The sequence below is a fragment of the Streptomyces sp. NPDC002573 genome, from assembly GCF_042889625.1.
Taxonomy (GTDB): Bacteria; Actinomycetota; Actinomycetes; order Streptomycetales; family Streptomycetaceae; genus Streptomyces; species Streptomyces gibsoniae.
In genome coordinates, this window is sequence record NZ_JBIARC010000007.1 from 16270 (window position 1) to 39409 (window position 23140).

General features: G+C 71.2%; 20 protein-coding genes and 2 pseudogenes. 9 read left to right on the forward strand and 13 right to left on the reverse strand.

What is annotated here, in order from left to right:
• Positions 1-4 precede the first annotated feature (4 nt).
• The 4 genes from ACFYX0_RS09205 to ACFYX0_RS09220 all read left to right on the forward strand — a co-directional run bounded on the left by ACFYX0_RS09205 (position 5) and on the right by ACFYX0_RS09220 (position 3886).
• A complete protein-coding gene (locus tag ACFYX0_RS09205) occupies positions 5-931 on the forward strand; it encodes an NAD-dependent epimerase/dehydratase family protein (protein WP_388968284.1) in 927 nt (308 codons plus the stop codon).
• Positions 928-1590, forward strand: a complete 663-nt coding sequence (locus ACFYX0_RS09210; protein WP_388968287.1) for a spherulation-specific family 4 protein — start codon at positions 928-930, stop codon at positions 1588-1590. The genes ACFYX0_RS09205 and ACFYX0_RS09210 overlap by 4 nt, the downstream gene beginning before the upstream one ends.
• Positions 1587-2462 carry an endo alpha-1,4 polygalactosaminidase gene (locus ACFYX0_RS09215; RefSeq protein ID WP_388968290.1) on the forward strand — a complete coding sequence of 292 codons (876 nt, stop codon included), beginning with the start codon at positions 1587-1589 and terminating at the stop codon, positions 2460-2462. Before ACFYX0_RS09210 ends, ACFYX0_RS09215 begins: the two co-directional genes overlap by 4 nt.
• Positions 2463-2587: 125 nt before the next feature.
• On the forward strand, positions 2588-3886 hold the full coding sequence (locus ACFYX0_RS09220; protein WP_388968293.1) for an acyltransferase family protein: 1299 nt from the start codon (positions 2588-2590) through the stop codon (positions 3884-3886).
• Positions 3887-3891: 5 nt separating this feature from the next.
• On the opposite strand, the gene ACFYX0_RS09225 is transcribed toward ACFYX0_RS09220, so the two are convergent.
• Entirely contained in the window at positions 3892-5076 is a 1185-nt protein-coding gene (locus ACFYX0_RS09225; RefSeq protein ID WP_388968296.1) for a PucR family transcriptional regulator, read from the reverse strand.
• A 151-nt stretch (positions 5077-5227) separates the two neighbouring features.
• Between ACFYX0_RS09225 and ACFYX0_RS09230 the strand changes: the two genes are divergently transcribed.
• The gene (locus ACFYX0_RS09230; RefSeq protein WP_388968299.1) at positions 5228-6715 is read left to right on the forward strand and encodes a long-chain fatty acid--CoA ligase; all 1488 of its coding nucleotides are present in this window, start codon (positions 5228-5230) and stop codon (positions 6713-6715) included.
• Here ACFYX0_RS09230 and ACFYX0_RS09235 read toward each other — a convergent pair.
• Positions 6696-7367 carry a hypothetical protein gene (locus ACFYX0_RS09235; RefSeq protein ID WP_388968302.1) on the reverse strand — a complete coding sequence of 224 codons (672 nt, stop codon included), beginning with the start codon at positions 7365-7367 and terminating at the stop codon, positions 6696-6698. The two genes, ACFYX0_RS09230 and ACFYX0_RS09235, sit on opposite strands and share 20 nt — an antisense overlap.
• A 181-nt stretch (positions 7368-7548) precedes the next feature.
• Between ACFYX0_RS09235 and ACFYX0_RS09240 the strand changes: the two genes are divergently transcribed.
• Positions 7549-8505 (forward strand): hypothetical protein, encoded by a 957-nt coding sequence (locus tag ACFYX0_RS09240; RefSeq protein ID WP_388968305.1) that lies wholly within the window; start codon positions 7549-7551, stop codon positions 8503-8505.
• A 77-nt stretch (positions 8506-8582) separates the two neighbouring features.
• Here ACFYX0_RS09240 and ACFYX0_RS09245 read toward each other — a convergent pair whose 3' ends face one another.
• The gene (locus ACFYX0_RS09245; protein WP_388968308.1) at positions 8583-9560 is read right to left on the reverse strand and encodes a trypsin-like serine peptidase; all 978 of its coding nucleotides are present in this window, start codon (positions 9558-9560) and stop codon (positions 8583-8585) included.
• A gap of 62 nt (positions 9561-9622) precedes the next feature.
• A complete protein-coding gene (murJ, locus tag ACFYX0_RS09250) occupies positions 9623-11311 on the reverse strand; it encodes a murein biosynthesis integral membrane protein MurJ (protein WP_388968311.1) in 1689 nt (562 codons plus the stop codon).
• Between the two features lie 489 nt (positions 11312-11800).
• On the opposite strand from murJ, the gene ACFYX0_RS09255 reads away from it, so the two are divergent.
• Both ACFYX0_RS09255 and ACFYX0_RS09260 read left to right on the forward strand, forming a co-directional pair.
• Positions 11801-12601 carry a hypothetical protein gene (locus ACFYX0_RS09255; RefSeq protein ID WP_388968314.1) on the forward strand — a complete coding sequence of 267 codons (801 nt, stop codon included), beginning with the start codon at positions 11801-11803 and terminating at the stop codon, positions 12599-12601.
• A 173-nt stretch (positions 12602-12774) separates the two neighbouring features.
• Positions 12775-13797 carry a class F sortase gene (locus tag ACFYX0_RS09260; RefSeq protein WP_355916185.1) on the forward strand — a complete coding sequence of 341 codons (1023 nt, stop codon included), beginning with the start codon at positions 12775-12777 and terminating at the stop codon, positions 13795-13797.
• Positions 13798-13833: 36 nt separating this feature from the next.
• Here the strand turns inward: ACFYX0_RS09260 and ACFYX0_RS09265 are convergent, their stop codons facing one another.
• The 8 genes and pseudogenes from ACFYX0_RS09265 to ACFYX0_RS09300 all read right to left on the reverse strand — a co-directional run bounded on the left by ACFYX0_RS09265 (position 13834) and on the right by ACFYX0_RS09300 (position 20849).
• Entirely contained in the window at positions 13834-14574 is a 741-nt protein-coding gene (locus ACFYX0_RS09265) for a hypothetical protein (protein ID WP_388968317.1), read from the reverse strand.
• A 165-nt stretch (positions 14575-14739) separates the two neighbouring features.
• Positions 14740-14952: a hypothetical protein gene (locus ACFYX0_RS09270; RefSeq protein WP_311698941.1), complete on the reverse strand. Its 213-nt coding sequence runs from the start codon at positions 14950-14952 to the stop codon at positions 14740-14742.
• 178 nt (positions 14953-15130) lie between these two features.
• Entirely contained in the window at positions 15131-15343 is a 213-nt protein-coding gene (locus ACFYX0_RS09275; protein WP_388968778.1) for an acyl carrier protein, read from the reverse strand.
• A 380-nt stretch (positions 15344-15723) separates the two neighbouring features.
• A pseudogene (locus ACFYX0_RS09280) lies at positions 15724-17904 on the reverse strand (beta-ketoacyl synthase N-terminal-like domain-containing protein); the annotation flags it as partial.
• A gap of 229 nt (positions 17905-18133) precedes the next feature.
• Positions 18134-18568, reverse strand: a pseudogene (locus tag ACFYX0_RS09285) (ketoacyl synthase); the annotation flags it as partial.
• 127 nt (positions 18569-18695) lie between these two features.
• Entirely contained in the window at positions 18696-19754 is a 1059-nt protein-coding gene (locus ACFYX0_RS09290) for an LLM class flavin-dependent oxidoreductase (RefSeq protein WP_355916200.1), read from the reverse strand.
• Positions 19754-20260, reverse strand: a complete 507-nt coding sequence (locus ACFYX0_RS09295; protein WP_355916203.1) for an SRPBCC family protein — start codon at positions 20258-20260, stop codon at positions 19754-19756. Before ACFYX0_RS09295 ends, ACFYX0_RS09290 begins: the two co-directional genes overlap by 1 nt.
• Before the next feature lie 88 nt (positions 20261-20348).
• Positions 20349-20849, reverse strand: a complete 501-nt coding sequence (locus ACFYX0_RS09300) for a winged helix-turn-helix transcriptional regulator (protein ID WP_388968319.1) — start codon at positions 20847-20849, stop codon at positions 20349-20351.
• Between the two features lie 226 nt (positions 20850-21075).
• Here ACFYX0_RS09300 and ACFYX0_RS09305 point away from each other — a divergent pair, with 226 nt between their 5' ends.
• On the forward strand, positions 21076-22542 hold the full coding sequence (locus ACFYX0_RS09305; protein ID WP_388968322.1) for an MFS transporter: 1467 nt from the start codon (positions 21076-21078) through the stop codon (positions 22540-22542).
• 46 nt (positions 22543-22588) lie between these two features.
• Here ACFYX0_RS09305 and ACFYX0_RS09310 read toward each other — a convergent pair whose 3' ends face one another.
• Positions 22589-23068, reverse strand: coding sequence for an ATP-binding protein (locus ACFYX0_RS09310; protein WP_388968325.1), 480 nt, complete (start codon positions 23066-23068; stop codon positions 22589-22591).
• Positions 23069-23140: the final 72 nt, after the last annotated feature.

Genomic DNA, 23140 nt, shown 5'->3' on the forward strand with positions numbered 1-23140 from the left:
CCACATGCGCATTCTCGTCCTGGGCGGAACCGGGTTTCTGGGCGGTCACCTCGTCGAACGGCTGCGCGCCCGGCCGGGTGCGCTGGTCCTCGACGGTGGCCGTTCACCCGGCGCCGACTTCACCGTCGACCTCGCCTCCGACCGGCCCGAAGCGCTGGCGAGGACCCTGGCGTCGGCGGCGCCCGACGCGGTGGTCAACTGTGCGGGCGTCACCGGCGGCGACGCCGTGACCCTCGCCGAGGTCAACGCCCGTGGCCCCGCGGTGCTGTGTGCCGCGCTGCGGGAGGCGGCGCCCGCGGCGCGGCTGGTCCATCTGGGCTCGGCCGCCGAGTACGGACCGGGCGTCCGGGGCACCCGGGTGACGGAGTCGGCGGCCACCCGGCCGGTCGGCCCCTACGGCGCGACCAAGCTCGCGGGCACCATCTCCGTGACCGCCTCGGGCCTGGACGCGGTGGTGCTGCGGGTGGGCAATCCGGTGGGGCCTGGTGCGCCGGTCACCGGGCTGCCCGGCCGGATGGCCGCGCTGCTGCGCGCGGCCGGGGCGGACCCGGAGGCGGTGCTGCGGCTCGGTGATCTGTCCGCGTACCGCGACTTCGTGGACGTACGCGATGTCGCCCGGGCGGTGGAACTGGCGCTGGCCGCGCCGGGCCCGCTGCCCCCGGTCCTCAACATCGGCGCAGGCCGTGCCGTCGCGGTTCGGGAACTTGTGCGAGGACTGGCCCGCACGGCGGGTTTCCGGGGGCGGATCGAGGAGAACGCGGGCGGTTCGGCCCGCTCGGCCGAGGTGTCCTGGCAGTGTTCGGACATCACCGCCGCGAACGAGGCCCTCGACTGGCGGCCGTCCCGCACGCTGGACGATGCGCTCGCCGAGCTGTGGTCGGCCACGGCCGAGGGCTCCTGCCCCCACCCGGAAGGCGAGCGCGCTCCGTGACCCTGCTGGTTCCGCTGTATGTCCACCCCGCCGAGGATCCGGGCGCCTGGCACCGACTGATCACGGCCGCGGCCCGCACCTACGCCATCGTGCTGAACCCCGCGAACGGACCGGGTGCGGCCCCGGACCGGGCGTTCACCTCGGTGGCCGAGGCGCTGCGGGCGGCCGGGGCCCGGCTGCTCGGCTATGTGGACACCGACTACGGCCGTCGCGACCGTGCCGAGATCGCCGAGGACCTGCGCCGGTACCAGTGGTGGTACGCGGCCGACGGCTGCTTCCTGGACCGGGTGACCGCGACTCCGGGCGGGCTGCCGGCGTGCCGCCGGCTGGTCCGCGCCGTACGAAGACTCGGCGCGACAACGGTCGTACTCAATCCGGGAGTTCACCCGGCCCCCGGATACGCCCGCCTCGCCGACCTCACCGTCACCTTCGAGGGCCACTGGTCGACGTATGTGTCGGCTTTCAGCAGACCGAAATGGACGACGCGGCAACCACCCGAGCGGTTCTGCCATCTTGTGTACGGGGTGCCCGAGGCCCTGGTGCCGCTCGCCGTGCGCACCGCGCACGAGCGCGGCGCGGCGGTCTGCGGTCCCGTGACCGGCGAACCCCCCAACCCCTGGGGGGAGTTGACCCCAGCCCTGAACGGAAGGGAGCGATGAAGAGCACGATGTGGGCCCGCGTCACCCTGGCGGCCGCGGTGGCGGTCTCCGCACTGACCGGCTGCTCCGTCACGGACGGCGCGCGCGACGGCGACCGCCCGGACTCGACGCACGGAAGACCGTCCGCCGGGAGGACTGCCACCGCACCGGCGAGACCGTCCCGTCCGGCGAAGGCCCTCTGGCGGCCCCGCCCCGGCCTGGCCTGGCAGTGGCAGCTCGACGGGAAGGTCGACCCCGCGGCCGACGTGCCCGTGTACGACATCGACGGCTTCGAGAACTCCGCGGCGGACGTGGCCCGTCTGCACCGGGCCGGGCGCAAGGTGATCTGCTACGTCAACGTGGGCGCCTGGGAGGACTTCCGTCCCGACAAGGGCGTCTTCCCGCGTTCGCTGCTCGGGAAGTCCAACGGCTGGTCGGGCGAACGATGGCTGGACATCCGCCACCGCTCGGTGCTGCGCCCGATCATGGCGCGGCGCTTCGACATGTGCCGCACCAAGGGCTTCGACGCGGTGGAGCCGGATCTGGTGGAGGGCTACGGCAACACGACCGGTTTCCCGCTCACCGCGCGTGACCAGCTCGCCTACAACCGCATGATCGCGGATCTCGCCCACGACCGCGGACTGTCGGTCGGCCTCAAGAACGACCTCCCGCAGATACCGCACCTCTTGCGCGATTTCGACTTCGCGGTGAACGAGGAGTGCGCCCAGTACGGCGAGTGCGCCGAACTCACTCCGTTCATCAAGGCCGGCAAGGCCGTCTTCCACGTCGAATACGCCGAGCCGACCGAGAAGTTCTGCGCCGAGTCCAGACGACTGAAGCTGTCGTCGATGCAGAAGAAACCGGAGCTGGGAGTGTGGCGCAAGCCCTGCTGACCCGGCCACGCCCGTGCGGCGTCACACCGACCGATGTGACGTGCGCAACCACACCGGAATGAAATCGACTGAATGGGCAACGTTCCCTCTCATGCCCCAAACCCAAAACCCCAGCAGGTGAGACGATGACGACGGCGACCAGCGCCACCCGGACGCCGCCCGCCACCGCCACCACGGCCACTCCCAGAACTCCCCCGCGTTCTTCGGCGCCCTCGCTGCCGTCCCTCACCGGACTGCGCTGGATCGCCGCGCTGCTGGTCTTCGGACTGCACGTGCGCAACTTCGGCTACTTCGGCGGCACCGGCGGCCGCGTCATGACGTGGGGATTCGGAGCCGGAGCGACCGGAGTGTCGTTCTTCTTTATCTTGTCCGGATTCGTCCTGATGTGGTCCGCGCGACCCGGTGATCGAACGCTCACCTTCTGGCGGCGCCGCTTCGCCCGTATCTATCCGGTCCATCTCGTCACCGTGGCGATCGCGCTGCTCATGGCCTACACGCTGGACCGCGGAGCGAGGCCGGAACCGCTCCAGGGACTGGCGAACGTTCTGCTGGTGCACTCCTGGTGGCGACCGTGGTGGCAGACCCTGGACCCGGTCAGCTGGTCCCTGGCCTGCGAAGCGTTCTTCTACGCCGCCTTCCCGCTGCTGGCGCTGCTGCTGCGGCGTCTGGGCGCCCGGGGAACGACGGCGCTGGCCGGGGCGTCGGTGCTGACGGTCCTGGTCCTGAGCCGGGTGGACGCCCACCAGTGGCTGAGCCAGCCGGTCAATTCACTGCCCGTCGCCCGGCTGCCGGAGTTCGTCCTCGGCGCCGCCGTGGCACGCCTGGTGATCCTGGACCGGTGGCGTGGTCCCGGCCTGGAGGCCTCGCTCGCCGTGGCGATCATCGGCTACTTCTTCGTCCCCCAGGTCACCGCCGGGTACCCGGCCACCCCCTGCACCCTCATCGGCTTCGCCCTGCTCATTCCGGCCGCGGCCGTCGCGGACCTGCGGGATCAGCCCTCGCTGTGGCGGCATCGGCGGCTGGTGCGCCTGGGCGAACTCTCGTTCGCCTTCTACATGGTCCATCTGCTGGTGCTGCGGGCCGGTGTACACCTGCTGGGCGACTCCCCTCGCTTCGGACTGCCGACGGCGCTTGCCGTCACCGCCGGCGCGTTCGCCCTGTCGCTCGGACTGTCCTGGGTTCTGTACGAGGCGGTGGAACGCCCCGGACGACGGCTGCTGCTCCGCAAGCGCCGCTCCGCCGCGCGACGGCCGGCCACCCCGCCGGAGCCCGGATCCCGCGCCCTGGAGGCCTCGGCCGTAGGCGCCGGGCCGGGACACGGTACGGATCGTGCCGACGACGGGGCCGGCCATCGCCCCTCGGTGCCGAGCCCGGACAGCCGGCACGACCGCCGCGACGGACGGGAGAGCCGCCGGATCGAGTGACCCTGTCAGGTCCCCCGCTGCTCCTGGGCGGGGCTGCGCACGGCGAGGAGCGCAGCGCCGAAATCAGCCGCCGTGCGCGGGTCGGACAGGAGCCGGCCGGTGAGTTCCTCGATACGGCGCAGCCGGTAGCGGACTGTGTTGGGGTGGACGAACAACGCCTCGGCCGCGTCGGCGACGGAACCGGCCGCGGCGAACCAGTGCTCCAGCGTGGCCAACAGGCGGGCGCGCTCCGGGGCCGGGAGGTCGAGGAGGGGCCCGAGCGCCACCTTCATCAGATGGGACGCCTCGGCCGGGGCGGCGGCCACGACCATCGCCAGGGGTCTGTCGTCGAAGCGCGCGACCCCTGGGCCGCTGCCGCTCAGGCTGGCCAGGGCCAGCCGGGCGAAGCGCAGGGCCTGGGGTGTCTCGCGCAAGGAGTGGAAGCCGGGGCTGACGCCCACACGGGCGTGGGCCCGGCGCAGGATGCGCAGGCCGGTGGTCTCCGCCGTCTGCGCGGTCAGGGCGACCAGCCCGATCTGCTGGTCCGGCAACAGCCGCCACGCCGAAGGCAGATGGGCTTGGCGGAGCGCGGATTCGATGCCGACCAGCGGCTCGGTGCCGGGTGCCGCGGACTCGGCCGCGACGACCGCGTACGGTCCGTGTTCGGGCAGGCCCAGTTCACGGGCGGCCTCCCAGAGCGTGGTGCGGTCGGCGATGGCGCCGGTGAACAGCGCTTCCACCAGCGCGGATCGCCGGGCCTGCCGTTGCAGGGTGAGTTCGGCGGTGGTCTCGCGATGGGCCTCCGCCACCGCCTCGGCGTAGCGGCCGAACAGCGACCAGATCTTGGCGGACTCGGCCACCAGCTGGGCGTCCGAGACGTCCGGATGGCGATAGGCCTCGTCGAGGATCTCCGACCACAGAAACTCGAAGCCGATCCGGTAGGCGTGCAGGGCGTCGGCCAGCGGCACGCCCTGTTTCGCGCGGATACGGCCGGTGTCCCGGGCCGGCAGAGGGTCAGGGGTGGCTGCGGCGTCGGACAGATGCTTGAGGACCAGATCGGCATTGGCCGTGCACGAGTGCCGCAGCGAGTCGAAGGGGATGAGCGCCTCGTCCTGGTAGGCGACGACATCCGCCTGGATGCGCTCCGCGATGCGCTCACCGAGTTCCGGCAGCCGCGCATGGAGTGCCCCTGCTACGCCCCTGAAGTCCATCGACGCAGTGTAACGAGCTGTTTTTGTCACCGGGAACAAAGCCGGGGAGGCGACTCTGTCGTCCGCCCCATGGATCGTCGCAGTCGGCCACTGCACCATGTCGTCCAGGTGAACAGCGGAGTTCAGCGGCGATATGCGTGGAGGCGGGATCATGCCCAATCTGGCGGAGTTCCTGACACGGACGGCACAGCGGCAGCCGGAGCGTCCCGCGCTGCGTCTGGACACGCAGATCACCACGTACGCCGAGTTGGACGAGCGCAGTGCCCGGGTCGCGGCACTGCTGCGCGCCGAGGGTGTGGGGCCTGGCGACCGGGTGGCCCTGATGCTGCCGAACGTCCCGGAGTTCGTCGTGCTCTACTACGGCATCCTGCGCGCCGGCGCGATCGTCGTGCCGATGAACCCGCTGCTCAAGGCGCGCGAGATCGGGTACCAGCTCGGGGACTCGGGTGCGGCGCTGCTGTTCGAGTGGTACCAGGCGCCGGGCGAAGGGGCGCAGGGAGCGGCCGCCGCGGGGACACGGCACATCGTCGTCGAACCCTCCTCCCTCGCCGGGCTGCTGTCCGGGCACGAGCCGCTCACGGCGGTGACGGAGACGGCCGGCGACGACGTGGCCGTGCTGCTGTACACCTCCGGCACCACGGGACGGCCCAAGGGCGCCGCGCTCACCCATGCCGGACTGCGGCACAACACCGAGGTCAACACCGAACATGTGCAGCGTATGACGGCGCAGGACGTGGTGGTCGGCTGCCTGCCGCTGTTCCACATCTTCGGCCAGATCTGCGCCATGAGCGTGGCCGTCCACAGCGGCGCCTCGCTCACCCTGATCCCGCGTTTCGACCCGGCGACCGTTCTGGAGGCCATCGTCCGGGACGGGGCCACGGTCTTCGACGGGGTCCCCACGATGTACGCGGCGCTGCTCCAGCATCCGGCGGAGGTGGAAGTGCCGACGTTGCGAATGTGCCTGTCCGGGGGTGCCTCGCTGCCGGTTGAGGTCCTGCACGGTTTCGAGCGACGGTTCGGCTGCACGGTGCTGGAGGGCTTCGGCATGTCCGAGACCAGCCCGGTGGTCACCTTCAACCACCTCGACCGGCCCCGCAAAGCCGGGTCCATCGGTACTCCGATCCAGGACGTGGAGGTCCGGCTGCTCGACGACGACGGGCGGGACGTGGGCCCCGGCGAGGTCGGTGAGCTGGCCGTGCGGGGACCCAATGTGATGAAGGAGTACTGGAACCTGCCCGAGGCGACCGCGGCCGCCATCCCGGACGGCTGGCTGCGCTCCGGCGACCTCGCCCGCCAGGACGAGGACGGCTTCCTCTATATCGTCGACCGCAAGAAGGACATGATCATCCGCGGTGGGTACAACGTCTACCCGCGCGAGATCGAGGAGGTGCTGCACGAGCACCCGGCCGTCGCGCTCGCGGCCGTGGTGGGCGTGCGGCACGAGCGGCTCGGCGAGGAGGTCGCGGCCGCGGTGGTGCTGCGCAAGGGCGCCCGAGCCGGCGCCGAGGAACTTCAGCAGTTCGTCAGGGACCGTGTGGCGGCGTACAAGTACCCCCGCATGGTGTGGCTCGTGGAAGCCCTGCCGACCGGGCCGACCGGCAAGATCCTCAAGCGGGAGATCAGCGCGCCGACGGGGTGACCGAGGACAGGCGGCGTTCGCCCTCGGGAGTGAGGGTGAACCTCTGCCGGAACGGTCCGTCCCCGTAGCGCACGGCCAGCAGCAGGGGCTCCTGGTGGTCGGGAGGCCAGGAGCCGGACGTGCTGCCGTTCCAGAGGTGGAAGGAGACGATGGGGTCGTCCTCCTTCTCGCTCACGTACGCCAGTGTCTTGCCGCAGAACGGATTGGTCCCCCCGATCAGCACGCTCGGGGGACCGAACTCCTCGGCCACGTCGGCCCACACCCGGTCCTCACCCGCCCACTGCCGGACCGTGCCGCGCAGGGCCGCGTGGACATCGGCGGTCAGTTCGCGGTCGGGCCGGAGCCAGCCGCAGTCCCGGGCGAACTCCGCGTACACCGAGGCCGCACTGCACTCGTCGGAGAACACGCCCGGGAATGCGTTGTGGAAAGCACCGATGACTCCGATGCTCGTCCAGGCCCGGCGTTCCTCCCATGCACGTACGCGCTCGCTCCATGCCTCGCGCCGGCGCTCCAGGAACAGCAGATGGTCCATCAGCATCTGCAGGGCCGGCTCACCGCCGTGCATGCCCGGACGGCGCACAGCGAGATTCAACTGCCCGATCAGATAGCCGTGCATCTCATGGGCGGACGCGAGCGGCTCGGGGGTGGTCATCTCCCCATTGTCGCGCGGTGGACCCGCGCCCCTGAGGCCCCCGGCCACCGTCGTCCCCCACCGTCAGGTGTCAGATGCATGTATCTCGCCATACGAACGGGTAACAGCAGATAAGACGTGCAACTGATAACGATCTTGGCGTATGTCTTGTGCGACACCGAGTCCGCCTTAGCCTCCGTGCATGGCATTCCTCTCAAGCCGCCGCAGAAGACCCCGCCTTGCCCCGGAACTCGATGACCAGGCCCTGGGCAGGCTTTTGAAGTCCCTTGTGGCGACCACCAGAACAGGCACCATCGCGACGACAGACCTGTGTGTGGCACAGATATCGCGCCTCATGGACGAGAACCCGGGCGACTGGGACCGCCATACGCACCGCATGACTGTCCTCGCGGACTATCTTCGCGCATCACACCTGCCGCAGAGCTGGGCGAAGCGGGAGCCGCACAACGCGAGCGCACTCGTTCTCCACGCGGGGACACTGCTGGCACGAGGCCGCGCCCAAGGAGGCCTGGACGACAGGGCCGAGGTCACCAGGAGCTGCCTCCAGGCTGCCGAGCTGGCGCCGGAAGACCCCACTCCCTGGGTGGTCCTGCTCGGTGCGGCACGGCTGGAACGCTGGGATCAGTCGCAGGTGTTCGGCCTGTGGAACGAGGTTCTGGCCCGCGACCGCTGGAATCGCGAGGCCTATCTGAACATGCTGGGCTATCTCACTCCGGAGGAAGGGGGCTCGCGGGTCCAGGTGCTCGAGTTCGTCGACGCCCTCTCCGCCCGTATGCCCGCGAACGCGCCGTGCGCGGCGACCGAACTCACCGCCCAGGTGCTGCAGTACCAGTCCGTTCTCGCACGAGGCGGCGTCGAGGCCCTGGTGGCGGGCAACCACTGGGGCCAGCGGGAAGCGACCCAGGCCCTGGACCGCGCGGTCCGCACCTGGGCCAGGCCGGAGTTCTTCCACCATGCCACCGCCCTGGCCGACCTGAATCTCCTCGCCTACGCGCTGATGGCGGCCGACCGGCGACACGAGGCCCATCCGGTCTTCGAGGCGCTCGGCGGCACGGTCACCGTATGGCCCTGGCGTACCGGTGGCGATCCGCTGGCGGAGTTCGAGCAGGCGCGGAGGAGGGCCGCAGCCGGCCTGTGAGCCCGTCGACACGGGACCTTCGCCGATGCCGGCCCGGGCAGGTCACGGTGTCGGCTTCCAGACGACGACGGCCGGCCTCAGGACGTCGGCCCTGCCGGGGGGGCGCCGGTGGTCGCGGCCTGATACAGCCTCTGGGTGGCGGCACCGAAGTAGGCGCTGTAGGAGACCTGGGGCGTGTTCCCGCCGGTGTGGTACCCGCCGATCACCCCGATCACGGCCCATCCGCTCAGCCATGGCACCAGCATCGGTCCGCCGCTGGTTCCGCCCACGAAACCGTCGCAGGCGATGCGCGGGAAGGTGCCCGGATCGGCCGGGTCGTCGCTGGCCCACTCGGTGGTCCGGCTCCAGCACTCCAGCGGTTTCTCCGTCGCCGCCGGGTACCCGACCATCCGCACCGGGGCGTGGTCGTACCCCGTCCCGGTGAGCAACCGCAGCCCACCGACCGCGTCCTGGACCAGTCTCCCGTCCTCGTTCGGCTCGGTGACCGCGAAGGCGAAGTCGTACTCGGCCCCCGCGTCCTGGCCCAGGTCGTAGTACTGCTGCGAGACATAGACGCCGTTGTTCATGACGGGGAAGACACCGTAGGGCTTGAGCCCGTCGTGGTACTGCGGCACGAAGGCCAGATTGCGCTGGGGGGAAGTGCCGGCATAGTCCTTCAGGCAGTGACCGGCGCTGAGCACGAGGACGCGGCCGGGGCTGCGCACCACGGAGCCGCTGCAGGTGCGGCCGGCGCCGGTGGTGTCGGTCCAGAAGAAGGTGCCCACCTGGGGCATGCCGTCGAAGGCCTCGCTCGGCGGGATGTACTCACCCGGCTGAGGCCCGTCCCCCGCGGGGGATCCGGCGGGGGCACTCGGAGCGGACTCAGCGCCCTGGTCGGCGTCGCTGGAGAGGGCGGCCGCCATCCGGGCCGGGGTCCAGTAGGCGTTGAGCTGGACGGCGAGCTTGCGTGACCGGTCAGGAGCGCCGTTGGCGGTTGCTCCCTGGACGAACGAGGCAGAGAGCAGCAGGGCCGCCAACGTAGCGGCATAGCGGACGATCCTGGATCTACGCACCATGAGTTCCCCTCCGGCCAAACGCAGACGTCGGCTCACCTTAGAGCCCCGCGCCGCAGCGCGCCCTACCGCAGCCCCGGAAGACGCCGGAGCTCGCCGACCTTCATCAGTCGGGCGAGGACGAGGTAGGCCGCGCTCAGCGTGAGCGTGCCGGCCGCCAGGCTCACGGCGGTGGGCCAGGTTCCCGGCCCGAGGGCCGAGGCGCAGCGGCGTGCGGTGAGCCAGGACAGGCCGGCGCTCAGTGCCGCGGCGCACACCAGCTTGGTGTAGGTGCGGCGCACCTCCCCGTCGTCGAGGCGGCCGCCGGCCCGCTGGCGCAGCAGCCGCGCGGTGAGGGCGAGGGCGGCCAGATAGGAGAGGGTGTAGGCCCCGGCCATCCCGGTCACGGCCCAGCGCGCGGGCAGCAGCACATGGCAGGTGGTGGCCAGGACGATGTTGACCGTCGCGGTCCACAGCGCCATGAAGAACGGGGTGCGGGTGTCCTCGAACGCGTAGAAGCCGCGCAGCAGGAGGTACTGGGCGGAGAAGGGGATCAGTCCGAGGCCGAAGGCCTGCAGCATGTGCCCGAGCGGCTGGGCCTTGGCGGGGTCGGTCGCGCCATGGGCGAACAGCAGCGTCGAGATCTGCGGGCCGAGTGCGAGGAAGAAGAAGGCGGCGGGCACGACGACGACTCCGCTGACCCGCAACGCGCGTGAGAGATCGGCCCGCAGGTCGGGGATGCGGCCCTCGGCGGCGGCCTTGCTCATGCGCGGCAGCAGCGCGGTCACCAGGGAGACGGTGACGATGGACTGCGGCAGCATCCAGATGGTCTGCGCGTAGGTGTAGGCGGAGTAGCCCACACCGGCGTTCGGCAGTTCCTGGTCGGCGCTGTTCGCGTAGTTGGTGACCACCGTCAGGGCGACCTGGTTGACCAGCACGAACAACAGCGTCCATTTCGCGGCGTGGACGCTGGAACCGAGGCCCGTGCCACGCCAGTCGAACCGTGGCCGGAAGCGGAATCCCGCGGCTCGCGCGAACGGGATCAGCGCGAGGGCCTGGACGGCGATGCCCGCCGTAGTCCCGATGCCCAGCAGCCGGACCTGGGTGGTGGTGATGTCCTCCACCCGGTCGGGGACGATCATCAGGCTCAGGTAGGCGCCGAACATGCCAGTCAGGACGACGTTGTTCAGGACCGGCGTCCACATCATCGCCCCGAACTTCTCACGGGCGTTGAGGACTTGGCCGTAGATGCTGAACAGGCCGTAGAAGAAGATCTGTGGCAGCAGGAAACGGGCGAAGACCACCGTCAGTTCGAACGCCTGATGTGTGGCGGGGGTGTCCCGCATATAGATGCCGACGATCTGCGGTGACGCCAACACCGCCAGCGCCGTCCCCACGCCCAGCACCGACACCACCAAGGTCACAAGCCGCTGCTCGTACGCCTGCCCGCCGTCGGGATCCGTGGCCCGGGCCCGTACCAGTTGAGGCACCAGCACCGCATTGAGCGCACCGCCGATCAAGAGGGTGTACAGGCTGGTCGGCACGGTGTTCGCCGTGTTGTAGGTACTGGCGAGCAGGCCGGTGCCCAAGGCGGTGGCCTGCAACACCGTGCGGATGAGCCCCGTGGCCCTGGACACGACGGTGCCCATGACCATCAGCAGGGACGAACGGCCCACGCCTCCCCCCGCCGGTTTCTTCCGCCGAGCGGCATGCCTCCCCGGTGCCGACTGCTCGGACGACGCGGTCTCCGTCATGTTCTTCGCCCCCTCCACCATGGGCCCAAACTACGCCATCGTGATCTTCGGACTCCATCGCCGTGTGCACCAACTTCCCTGTGAGTGTGGGCAGTTCGAGTTCACTTTCGCTCTTTCCCTCGTTTCGCGGAATTCTTGACGACGGCGGCGGGACGGGATGCGTCACGGCTCTCGCCGTTCCCCCCCGTTCGGCCTCGGCACAGGCACACGCATCGACGTCGGGTGGCCCGCGAGCAGCCTGAAACAGCGTCATCGAACGTGTGTCTACGACATGTCCCTGACGCTTGGCGCGCTTGTATGGCCGCATACGTCGGTCTGGCGGATCGGGCGTGCGGCCGACCGGGTTACTTTTCGGCTCGGAGGCACTCGGAGGGAGTAAGGGCGCCGCTCCCTTTCCGTGTCCTTCAGGGGCGCGGGCGGAGGTGGGGTTGAGGGTAATCACGTTGCTGCTGCGATTCCGCTGTGCCGGCGTGGTGCCGGCCTTCGCGGCGGCGGCGAAAGGACGACCTCATGCGAGTGACCCGGACCATGTTCGCCTCCGCGGCAGTTGCCGCGGCCGTCGCGTTTTCCGCTCCCGCCGCGCACGCCGTGTCGCCGGCCGGGCATCGGGTCGCGGACGGCGGTACCTCCTACGCCGCCCACGAGCACGACCCCGACGGGGACCACCAGCACGGCAGGCACCACGAAGAGGGCGGCGAGGACGCCCAGGACGAGTCGCAGGGCGGCCCCGAGGCCGAGATGGGCGGCCTCGAGGACGGCGACTCCGAGCACGCCGAGCACGGCGGCCGCCACCACCAGGAAGCCCGGCCGGAGGCCGGACAGGAGGCCCACCAGGCGCCTCGCGGCGGCGTCCACGCCGGCGGCGGCTTCCTCGCCCTGGCCAGGGACCACCACGGCGACCACCACGAGGGCCGCCACGAAGGCCGCGAGGAAGGCCAGGACGAGGGCCAGGACGAGGGCCAGGACGAGGGCCGCCAGCAGGGTCGGCACGACGACGAGGGCAATGGGGGCCAGGAAGAATCCCAGGGAGGCCCCCAGGCCGACGCCCAGGACGGCGCGACCGACCAGGACGCCCAGGCCGGCGGCGACGCCGCCGGTGCCGGCGAGGACGACGCCTCCGCCAACGAGGGCCACGGCGCCCGCCACCACGACGACGCCCGCCAGGCGCCCCGCGGCGGCGTCCACGCCGGCGGCGGCTTCCTCGCCCAGTCCACCAGCACCAGCGGCCTGGCCGCAGGATCGATCCTGCTCCTCGGCGGCCTCGGCGCGGGCGCCTTCATGCTCCGCCGCCGCAACGCCGCGGGAATCTGACCGGCGCACCCCCGCCGGCACTCATGCGGTCACGGTCACGGGCTGCTGTCGCTCCACGAAACGGCGACAGCAGCCCCGGCCGTGGTGGTGCCGCGGGTGCCGGTGCCCGTGCCGGACGACGGCCGACCCGTCGACGCATCACCGCCGCCCCGCTGATGAACAGGCGCGCTCCCATGACCTCCTCACTGCCGGCCCCCACGGACCAGCCCGCCACCCCACCCGTCCGTACCGTCAACCGCGCCCTTCTGTGGCCGGCCGCAGCCGTGGCCTTGGGCGGCCTGCTCATTCACCACTCCATGGCGCCCCCCTCCGATCCCGAACCCCCGACCCCGTCCGCGGCGGCCCTCCAGCCGGCGGCCGGTCCGCCGCCCGCCGCTCTGCCTCCGGTTGAGCCCGTGCCGAGGACGAACGCACCCTCCGTCCTGGGAGCACTGCCCCGGTCGGCACCCGAACGGCTCGTCATCCCCCAGATCGGCGTGAACGCCCCCTTCACCGATCTGTCCCTGGATTCCTCGGGACATCTGAAACCGCCGCCCGCCGCCGACAGGAACCTCGCGGGCTGGTACAAGAACGGCACCTCACCGGGTGAACGAGGCACGGCGATCGTGGCCGGCCATGTCGACACCACCACCGGGCCCGCCGTCTTCGTCTACCTGCGCTTCCTCAGGCCCGGCAACACCATCGACATCACCCGTGCCGACGGCATCACGGCCCGCTTCCGGGTCGACTCGGTCGAGACCTTCAGCAAGGCCCGCTTCCCCGACAAGCGGGTCTACGCCGACGCTCCCACTCCCCAACTACGCCTCATCACCTGCGGCGGCTCCTACGACCGCAGCGCCCATGAGTACCTGTCCAACACCGTCGTCTTCGCCCACCTGAGCACACCCGTCCGCCTTCAGGGCACCGCCACACCACCGGCACCTTCCGCGCCCGCCACGCACACGGCGCCCGCCGTCCCGAGCGCACCCGCGGTGCCCCCTGTGCCCCTCGTCCCCAAGCCACCGACTGCGACTGCCGCACCCGCCGTGCCTCTCAAGCCCACCGTCCCCGCCGTACCGGGCCCGACCCGCCCACGACCGTCGCTGCACCCGGTTGTCCCCCCTCGGGCGAGCCGTCCCACCGTGGGGCCGGTCCTGACGGTGCGTCCCGGCCGTGCGGGGTTGGTCATCAGCAGTTGGAGGTACACCCGGCCGTGACGCGGCCCCTGGCTCCCCCTGCCGGAGTACGGCCGCTCACCCGCCGATGATGTTCACCGAACGCGCGACCACCAGGGCCAGGGTGAGCAGAGAGATCGACGCCTGTGCCGCCATGAGCAGCTTCGCCCAGCGGGACAGGGGCATGGTGTCGGTGGGGCTGAAGGCGGTGGCGTTGGTGAAGGACACGTACAGGTAGTCGGCGAAGGCCGGCTCCCAGTCCGCCTGCGTCAGTTCCTTGCTCTGCATCTGCGGAAAGAGGAAGTCCGGGTAGTCACTGCTGCCCTCGGCCCGGGCCACCGGTCCGCCCCGATCCCACTCCCAGTACCAGAGTGCGAACACGATGACGTTGGTCAGCCAGATGGCCACTGCCGTCATCAGCAGTGTTCCGGCGTCGCCTCCCTCGGTGCCACGCACCAGACCCCGGATCAGGAGCACCGCGGACCAGCCGTTGGCGAGGCTGACGATGCCTGCCAGCGTCAGCCCGCAGCCCCGCAGCAGCGAGGTCGTACGTTTCGTACGCGCGCGGCGGGCCGGGAGGAGCAGGACCAGCAGCAGCAGTTCCAGCGCGGGCAGCAGCCATTCCGGTCGGAACGCCAACCGCTCGGGGAGCAGCAGTTGCAGAGCGACCGCGCCGAGCACGGCCGCGGTGACGGCCCAGCGCGACTCGCGGGCCGTGGGCCGGCGCCAGGCCGGCTCGGCCGGCCTCTCCACGGCCGTGGTGAGCAGTTGTTCCAGTCGCGCAAGTCGCTCGTGCAGAGCTCTGACCTCTTCGTCCACGCGACCCAGTCTGCCGTGACGCGGAACGAACCACCCGGAGACCCCGGCGAGCGGGCGTGGGGCGGCATGTGTGAAGACGGTCGGGGCGGCGCTTGCGGAGCGGCGGGCCCGGCAAGCGCCGCCCTCGTCACCTGCCTCGCGGGAGCCGCGACCGGCGACTCGGCGTCACTGCGGCAGCGAGCCAGGGGGCAGCGCGGAGGCCTGCCGACCTTGCGAAGTGGGAGTGAACAGGTCCGGTCGGGAAGGGCCGGGTGGCTGCCCCGTGCGCATGACTCCCTCCAACTCGCGGCGTATGCTCTCGGCCGCGTCGCGGACGCGCGCGGGCACGTCGCCGCGCTCTGCTACGAGCCGGTGATAGATCGGGGCGTCCTGGAACACGTGCAACAAGACCTTCCTGTAGACGGTTTACAGCCGTATGGGCGACTGCTGAGTGTACGGCCAGTCACCGATTCACAGGACATGTCGGGTGCCGTACTGCCGGGCCGTCACCACGTCCCGGTCGCGGCGACCCGACAACCCGGCAGGGTCGTTGGTGTTCGGCGTCCCCGTCCTGCCGTCACGACAGGTCCAGGCCCATCCGGCGGGCCAGGCCGGTGGCGAGCGAGGCGATGGTGGGGTGCTTCCACACGAAGTCGTTGGCGAGTCTGATGCCCAGTCCCGCCTGGAGGCGTGTGCGCAGTTCCATGGACAGCAGTGAGTCGAAGCCGAGGCTGCGCAGCGGTGTCTGCGGGTCCGGCCGGGAGTTGCCGGACTGCAGGACGGTGCGCATCTCGTCGGCGAGATAGTCCTCCAGCGCGCGCGGCGGGCGTGCGGGGAGTCGAGACCGGCGAGCCGGGAGCGGATGTCGGGTCCGGTCGCGGGCTCGCTGTGCGCGGGTGCGGTGCCCTGGCCCTCGTGGCCCTCGCCCAGCAGACCCGCGAAGAACGTGGTGGTGCGGACGGCGGGCAGGATCCAGGTCGCCGGTGGGCCGGGCAGGACGCCGGTGGCCGTGCGCCGGTGGGTGAGCAGTACGCCCAGGGCGCGCAGGCCGTCCTGGGTGGGAATGGTGTCGCAGCCCCGGTCGGCGAAGCCGGTCGCGCGGCCGGTCTCTCCCCAGGGGCCCCAGTTGACGGCCAAGGTGGGCAGCCCCTGGGTGGTTTGCCAGGCGGCGAAACCGTCCAGCCAGGCGTTGGCGGCGGCATACGCACCCTGGCCCGGATTACCCAGGAGCGAGGCCATGGAGGAGTGGAGCACGAACCAGTCGGGCGCTTGATCCGCCAGATCCTCGTGGAATCGCCATGCCGCGGTGACCTTGGGCCGCCATACGCGTTCGAGTTGTTCGTCGGTGATGTGGGCGACCACCGCGTCGTCGAGGACCGTGGCCGAGTGCACCACGCCGCGGAGCGGCAGCCCGTCGGCGGTCGCGGCGGACACGACGCGGGTCAGCAGCGCGGAGCGCCGGCAGATCACCCGGACGCCGTCCCGCAGCGACAGGGCTCCCGCGACGACCGCGGCGGCGACGTCGCCCATCGAGTGGCCGATGACCCCGGCGGGCTCCACACCGTAGGCCCGCCAGGTGGCGGCCAGCGCGGTCTGCCCGGCGAACAGCGCCGGCTGCACGCGACCGCAGTCGGTCACCTCCCGTCCCTCCCGCACGATGTCCAGGACGGAGAAGCCCGCCTCCTCGGCGATCAGGGGGTCGACCTCGGTCAGGGCGGCGGCGAAGGCGGGTTCGTGGGCGAGGAGCGCGCGGGCCATGCCCGGCCACTGCGAGCCCTGTCCGGAGAAGACCCAGACCGGCTGCCTGCACACACCGGCCGCCACGGTGCCCGAGACCACGCCCGGCACGGCCTGTCCGTCGGCGAACGCCCGCAAGGCGGCCACGCGAGAGGGGCGGGAGGACGCCACCACGCCCAGTCGGCCGCGTCCGGCCGGGCGGCGCAGCGCGAGGGTGTGGGCGATGTCGCCGAGGGGCGTGCTCGCTCCCTCGTCCTCCAGCCAGTCGGCGAGGCGCCGGGCCGCGGTGGGCAACACGTCGGCGGAGTCCGCCGGTACCAGCAGCACATGGGAGCGGGCGGCCGCCGGACGTGCGGGACGACGGGTGCCCGGTGCGCCGCGCCGGGCAGGGGCGGGCGCCTGCTCCAGCACCACATGGGCGTTGGTGCCGGAGAATCCGAACGAGGAGACGGCCGCGAGCCGGGTCGCGGTGCGTACGGGCCAGTCCGTCAGCCGGTCGGGCACGAAGAAGCGCGTTCCCTCCGCCTCGATGGAAGTGTTCAACCGGGTGAAGTGCAGGCTCGTCGGGACCACACCCTTTCGTAGGCACATCACCACCTTCAGCAGTCCGGTGACGCCCGCGGCGGGCTCCAGGTGCCCCAGGTTGGTCTTCACCGAACCCAGGGCACAGCGGTCCCGTGCCGTAGACGCGGGCCAGGCTGGTGAACTCCACGGGGTCACCGACCGGGGTGCCCGTGCCGTGCGCCTCGACCATGCCGACGTCGCCGGGGTCGACGGCGGCGCGGGTGAGGGCCTGACGGAACAGCGCCCGCTGGGCCGCCGCCGACGGTGCGGCAAGGCCGTCCGAACGGCCGTCCTGGTTCACGGCGGAGCCCCGGACCACGGCCAGCACCCGGTCCCCGTCCCGCACGGCGTCCCGCAGCCGTTTGAGCACGACGACGGCGCAGCCCTCGCCGCGCACGAACCCGTCGGCCGCCGCGTCGAACGCGCGGCAGCGCGCCGTCGGCGAGAGCATGCCCATACGGAGGAACGACCGCGTGATGCGGGAGGCGAGCATCAGGGTGACGCCCCCGGCGAGGGCGACATCGCACTCCCCTCTCTCCAGGGCCTGCCCGGCCAGATGCAGGGCGACCAAGGAGGACGAGCACGCGGTGTCCAGGGCGACGGACGGCCCCTGGAGCCCGAGGAGATAGGAGATACGGCCGGGCGCGACGCAGTGCCCGTTGGTGAGGACGGCCCCCTCCAGCTCCTTGGGGTGCCCGGCCAGGCGGTCCATGTAGTCGGTGTAGCTCAGGCCGGTGAACACCACGGTCGGCGTGCCCACGAGGCGGTCGGGCAGCAGGCCCGCGTGTTCCAGGGCCTCCCAGGACACCTCGAGCAACAGCCGGTGCTGGGGTCGAGTATGTCCGCCTCCCGTCCCGAGACCCCGAAGAACGCGGCGTCGAAGCCGGAGATGTCGCTGAGCCAGCCGCCCTGCCGGGCCGACGCGGCATCCGGTGTCCGTCCGATCTCCGTACGGGTGGGCGGCGGGTCTCCGACCGCGTCGCGTCCGGCAGCGAGCAACTGCCACAGCGCACCGGGCGAGTCGACGTCCCCGGGAAGCCGGCAGCGCATGCCGATGACGGCGCTGCGTCCGCCGTCGCCACCTGCCGGTTCCTGCTCCTTGTGTTCCACTAGCCCCTCCCTTGGCGGTCGTCGTCGGGGTGGTGTGTCGGTGCTGAAGGTGACGCGCCGAGGGCGGAGGCGGTCGGGGCCCGCTGGATCGGTGAGCACGGCACCGGGCGCGTTCCGCGGGCCGCGGGTCCGGGGCGCGAGCCGGACCCGCGGGGTGTGCGGAGCGGTGTCAGACAGCGCCCGGGCTGCCGACGAGAATCACACTCTTCACCCCGCCGATCTGGTAGTTGCAGGTCAGCGCGTAGTCGAAGTCGAGGGGCCTGGTGCGGGTCCCGGCGACGGGGTCGAACGGCAGGTCGTCCGCGGGCTCTTCGCAGTTCGCCGTGGGACAGACCTCGCCCCGTTCCATCATCAGCAGGCTCAGCGCCACCCCGACACAGCCCGACGGCGCGCCGTTGTGCCCGAAGCAGGCCTCCTGCGACGTCATCACCACATCGCTGTCCGGGCCGTAGAGCTGCCTGACCGCGTTCGCCTCGAACGCGGTGACCACGACATCGCCGTCGCTGCCGCCGTGGATGTACGGCACCTGCGCGATGTCCCAGCGGTCGCCCAGACACCGGTGAACGGCTCTCACCAGGGCGGCACCGCTGTCGTCGCTGGCCAGGGTGATTTCGGCGGCAGAAAGGGCGGGTTACCCAAGAGGGGAGGGGCGATGAAAGGGAATGTGACGTTCATTCAGGCCCGCCGACACCCGGAAACCGCCCTGCGGCCGCCGGGCGCGGCGACCGTGCTCATGACGGGTTGTCGACCTCCCGCACCAGTTCGATCGCCCTCGCCAGCGTGGTGAGCCGGGCTTCCAGGGTCTCCCCGGCCGGGTAGAGACGGACGGTGTCCACGCCGGCGTCGCGCCACACCCTCAGCCGCTGCCGCACCATGGGCTCGGTACCGATCAGCGTCGTGCCCAGCACCATCTCGTCGGTCACGAGGCCCGCCGCACCGTCCCGGTCACCGGCCTGCCAGCGGGCGCGGATCTCGGTGGCGACCTCGGCCCAGCCCTGGCGGCTGTAGGCGTTGTGGTAGAAGTTCGTGGACGCCGATCCCATGCCCCCCAGACTGAAGGCGAGTTCCTTCTTCCGCCGGGCGGTCATCTCACCGAGTGCGTCCTCGTCCGGGGCGAAGGCGACCTCGGCGCCCTGGCAGATGTCGAGGTCCGCCCGGGTACGCCCACTGCGGGCCAGGCCGTCGTCCAGATGGGCGAAGTAGGCGTCGGCGGCGCCCTCGGGCACGAAGCTGGTTCCCAGCCAGCCGTCGGCGACCTCACCGGTCAGTCGCAGCATGGCCGGGGACAGTGCGGCCAGGTAGATGGGGATCCGGTGTTCCGCTCGCATCGACAGCCGCATCGGGACGGCGTCGCCGCCGGGCAGCGGAATCTGGAACTCCGACCCCGAGTGCGAGAGTTTGCCGCCCTCGACCACCCGCCGCACGATCTCCACGGTCTCACGCATACGCTTCAGCGGCCGAGCGAACGGGACCCCGTGCAGGCCCTCGATCACCTGCGGACCCGAGGCGCCCAGGCCGAGCAGGAACCGCCCGCCGGACAGATTGGACAACGTCATCGCGGTCTGCGCCACGGCCGCCGGGGTACGCGTGCCTAGCTGCATCACACCGGACCCCAGCAGCATGCGGTCGGTCAGCGCGGCGTAGTAGCCGAGCGCGGAGGGCGCGTCCGAGCCCCATGCCTCCGCCACCCAGCAGATGTCCAGGCCCAGCTTCTCGGCCTCGACGACGAAGTCGGTCTGCTGCGACCACGGTTCGCCGCCGGACGCCTCGATCGTTGTGGCAGTGCGCATCAGGCCTCCGCCCTTTCCTTGATCTTCTCCAGCGTGGCGGCGATGGCACCCTCGAACTCGCGCAGCCGCACGAACACGATCTTCTGTTCCTTCTCCGGCATCCGGTCGATCGCGAACGACAGACCGGAGCGGCCCGGACCCAGTTGCATCCACTCCGACAGCTCGGTCCCGCCGTCCTTGGGCCGGACGCGGAAGCGCCAGACCGCGGAGGGGTCGGCCGGATCCTCCACCGCCCAGGCGAACACCCGCCCCGGCTCGTACTCGATGACGTGGGAGGTCGTGTGCCATTCCCCGAACGCCTCGTGCTTGCTGTGGCCGACGAATCTGGCTCCCACCGCGGGTCCGGCGGCGCCGTCGAGCCATTCGACCGACTGGAGTTCATCGCTCATGCCCGGCATCAGGCTGATGTCGCAGACCAGACCCCACACCCGTTCCGGTGGAGCGTCGATCCAGGTGCTCACCTCAAGGGTGGGCTTGTCCGCGTAGCGTGCGCCCGTCCACTCCAAGTCGGTCGACCTCCTCAGCATCCAGGGAATGACCACCAGAGTTGCTTTACGAGACTCACCTGTCAAGGGACCGCGCGGCTGGGATCGTTCAGACGGTGCCGAACCGTCGCTGGACATCCGGCCGCCGCTTCAGGCGTTCCGGGTAGCCGGGCCCCATCCGTATCGATGTGTCCTCGGCCTCCAGCGGCTTGTGGCACGCGGCGCACACCACCTCCGCATGGGTGTCATGACCGCACACATCGTGGTGGAGCACCACGGGGACGCCCTCCTCCCCCGCCAGCCACCGATCGCCCCACCGGGACATCGCGGCGAGCACAGCGAAGAGATCCCGCCCCTTCTCGGTCGGCAGATACTCGTAGCGCCGCGGCTCGCTCTGGTAGAGCCGCTTCTCCATGATTCCCTCGTCCACCAGCACGTTCAGCCGGTCGGTCAGCGTGTTGCGGGCGATGCCCAACCCCCGCTGGAACTCGTCGAAGCGGCGGATCCCGTAGAAGGCCTCGCGCAGCACGAGGGGCGTCCAGCTGTCACCGAGCAGGTCGACGGTCCGCGCGATGGAGCAGGGCCAGCCGGAGAATGAGGTCCGTTTCATGCCTTCACGATAGCCAGTTCTGCGAAGAAACCCAGCAGCTGAGCATGGTCAATCGGGAGCCTTCCCGGGCTGTCGGCGGCTGCGCGGGCCGGCGGCCCGGCCGGAGCAAGTACGTCCGTTCGAGTGCCTTGGTGCCGTCGCGTCGCCCGTCGTCCCCATCCGGCGCGATCACGTCGGGAGGATGGCCCACGGCGAGCCCTGTCCCCGAGCCACCGGTAAGGACGACATGACCACCAAGACACCGCTCAGGAGCGCCGACCGACTGCGGCCCCTGGGTGAAGCACTGGACGACGCCGCCATCTCCCGCCTGCACATCCGGTTCTGGCTGCTGGCCGGTCTGGGCATTCTGCTCGACGGATTCGACTTCTTCATCATCGGTGTCGCCAACCCCCTGATCGCCAAGGACTTCTCGGTCACCGCGGTGCAGAAGGGCATGCTGTCCGCGGCCGCCATCGTGGGCTCGGTGTTCGGCGCGGCGCTGCTGGGACCCCTGGGAGACCGCATCGGACGCAGCCGTATCTTCCGGGTCGACCTGTGGCTGTTCGTCGTCTTCTCGATCCTGTGCGCGGTCGCGTGGGACGTCTGGTCCCTGATGATCTTCCGATGCGCGCTGGGCATCGCGGTCGGCCTGGACTACCCGATCGCCGCGAGCTACCTGGCCGAGATCCTGCCGTCCAAGGCGCGTGGTCGATGGCTGGTCAGCGCCTTCAGCCTGCAGGCGGTGGGCATCGTGCTGGGGGCGGCTACGGGAGTGGTGGTCCTCCAGGCCCGGCCGCAGGTGAGCTCGTGGCGGATCATGCTGGGATTCGGGATGATCCCGGCCCTGTTCATCATCTGGCTGCGCCGCCGGGTGCCCGAGAGTCCCCGCTGGCTCGCCCAGAACGGGCGCGAGAACCAGGCCCGCGAGGTCGGCCGGGCGCTCGTCGGCACACCCGTGCAGGTGACCGCAGCGGACCGGGAACGGCACGCGCCGCCGGCGGAGGGGGTACGGGCGTTCCTCCAGCCCCAGCTCTTCTCCCGGCAGTGGCGCAGACGCACCGTCTTCACCGCGGCCCCGTGGTTCCTGATGGACATCGCCACCTACGGGGTCGGCATCTTCACCCCCACCCTGCTGGCCTCGTTCGCGCTTCGCCACGCCGACGCCACGTTCATCGCGGACGCCATCGCGTCCACCAAGGGCACCGCCGTACTGGACGTCTTCCTCGTCATCGGGTTCGTCGTGGCGGTGCTGCTGATCGACCGGGTCGGCCGGATCCCACTGCAACTGACCGGCTTCGCGGTCATGGCGATCGCGCTGTGCGTCCTCGCCTCGAGCACCCAGCTGTCCGGTGGGGCCAAGGCGCATCTCGGCCTGGTGATGCTGGGCTTCGCGCTGTTCAACACCTTTATGAACCTGGGGCCCAACGCCACCACGTTCGCCCTGCCCGCCGAGGTGTTCCCGTCCGAAATGCGCGCGGCGGGACACGGGTTCGCGGCCGGCTGCGGCAAACTGGGCGCGGCCCTCGGCACGTTCCTCTTCCCGGTGATGCTGGCCGGCATCGGCGAGGCCGCGCTCCTCTACGCGGTGGCCGCGGCCTGTGCCTTGGGGTTCCTCATCACGCTCGTCTTCCGTGTCGAGACCCGCGGCCACTCCCTCGAGAAGCTCTCCGGCGCCCAGGCCGGTACCCTCGCGCCCCGCGTCACCCCACCGTGACTCCCGAACTCCGCGGCCGTACCCGGCGGCCGACGCGAGGCACCCGCTACAGGGGAGGGTGTCCGGACGGCCGGCCTTCTGGGTCGTCCCACAGGGCCATACGCGCCCTGACGCGTTTGCCGACCCGTTCGCGCCGCACCTCGAACCCCTGCGAGACGGCCCTGACGATCTCCAGACCGTGCCGGCCCACTCTTCCCGGGTCCGGCGCCTGGGCCACCGGCAGCACCGGATCGCTGTCCCACACCGTCACGTCGACCGCCGCACCGACGACCCGCAGCTCCAGCCGCACGGGACCGGGAGCGTACTTGCGGGCGTTGGTCACCAGCTCGCTCACCACGAGCTGGGTGACGTCCATCGCCCGGAGGGACACCGGAATCCCGTGTACTGCCTGCACCCGCGCCAGGAACGCCGCGGTGAGGTGCCGGGCGTCGGCGATGCACGCGCCGCCGCCGTCCAGCACGATCGTGGTCCGTAGCTGGCCCTCGTCCGGCCTCGTACGGCTCTCGCCCTGCGGAAATGGATCCATTCGGACCGCCTCTGCCACCCCGTTCACGCCCCGCGTCTACCCGCAGCCGCGCCGCCCACGCCCCATGCGTGC

Excerpts from the sequence above, each read along its gene's own strand:
- ACFYX0_RS09240 (WP_388968305.1), top strand. The coding sequence starts at position 7,549 with ATGGCATTCCTCTCAAGCCGCCGCAGAAGACCCCGCCTTGCCCCGGAA.
- ACFYX0_RS09245 (WP_388968308.1), bottom strand. The coding sequence starts at position 9,560 with ATGGTGCGTAGATCCAGGATCGTCCGCTATGCCGCTACGTTGGCGGCC.
- ACFYX0_RS09260 (WP_355916185.1), top strand. The coding sequence starts at position 12,775 with ATGACCTCCTCACTGCCGGCCCCCACGGACCAGCCCGCCACCCCACCC.
- ACFYX0_RS09225 (WP_388968296.1), bottom strand. The coding sequence starts at position 5,076 with ATGGACTTCAGGGGCGTAGCAGGGGCACTCCATGCGCGGCTGCCGGAA.
- ACFYX0_RS09205 (WP_388968284.1), top strand. The coding sequence starts at position 5 with ATGCGCATTCTCGTCCTGGGCGGAACCGGGTTTCTGGGCGGTCACCTC.
- ACFYX0_RS09230 (WP_388968299.1), top strand. The coding sequence starts at position 5,228 with ATGCCCAATCTGGCGGAGTTCCTGACACGGACGGCACAGCGGCAGCCG.
- ACFYX0_RS09310 (WP_388968325.1), bottom strand. The coding sequence starts at position 23,068 with ATGGATCCATTTCCGCAGGGCGAGAGCCGTACGAGGCCGGACGAGGGC.
- ACFYX0_RS09300 (WP_388968319.1), bottom strand. The coding sequence starts at position 20,849 with ATGAAACGGACCTCATTCTCCGGCTGGCCCTGCTCCATCGCGCGGACC.
- ACFYX0_RS09220 (WP_388968293.1), top strand. The coding sequence starts at position 2,588 with ATGACGACGGCGACCAGCGCCACCCGGACGCCGCCCGCCACCGCCACC.
- ACFYX0_RS09235 (WP_388968302.1), bottom strand. The coding sequence starts at position 7,367 with ATGACCACCCCCGAGCCGCTCGCGTCCGCCCATGAGATGCACGGCTAT.
- ACFYX0_RS09275 (WP_388968778.1), bottom strand. The coding sequence starts at position 15,343 with ATGCGCACCGTCCTGCAGTCCGGCAACTCCCGGCCGGACCCGCAGACA.
- ACFYX0_RS09255 (WP_388968314.1), top strand. The coding sequence starts at position 11,801 with ATGCGAGTGACCCGGACCATGTTCGCCTCCGCGGCAGTTGCCGCGGCC.
- ACFYX0_RS09305 (WP_388968322.1), top strand. The coding sequence starts at position 21,076 with ATGACCACCAAGACACCGCTCAGGAGCGCCGACCGACTGCGGCCCCTG.
- ACFYX0_RS09215 (WP_388968290.1), top strand. The coding sequence starts at position 1,587 with ATGAAGAGCACGATGTGGGCCCGCGTCACCCTGGCGGCCGCGGTGGCG.
- murJ (WP_388968311.1), bottom strand. The coding sequence starts at position 11,311 with ATGGTGGAGGGGGCGAAGAACATGACGGAGACCGCGTCGTCCGAGCAG.
- ACFYX0_RS09290 (WP_355916200.1), bottom strand. The coding sequence starts at position 19,754 with ATGCGCACTGCCACAACGATCGAGGCGTCCGGCGGCGAACCGTGGTCG.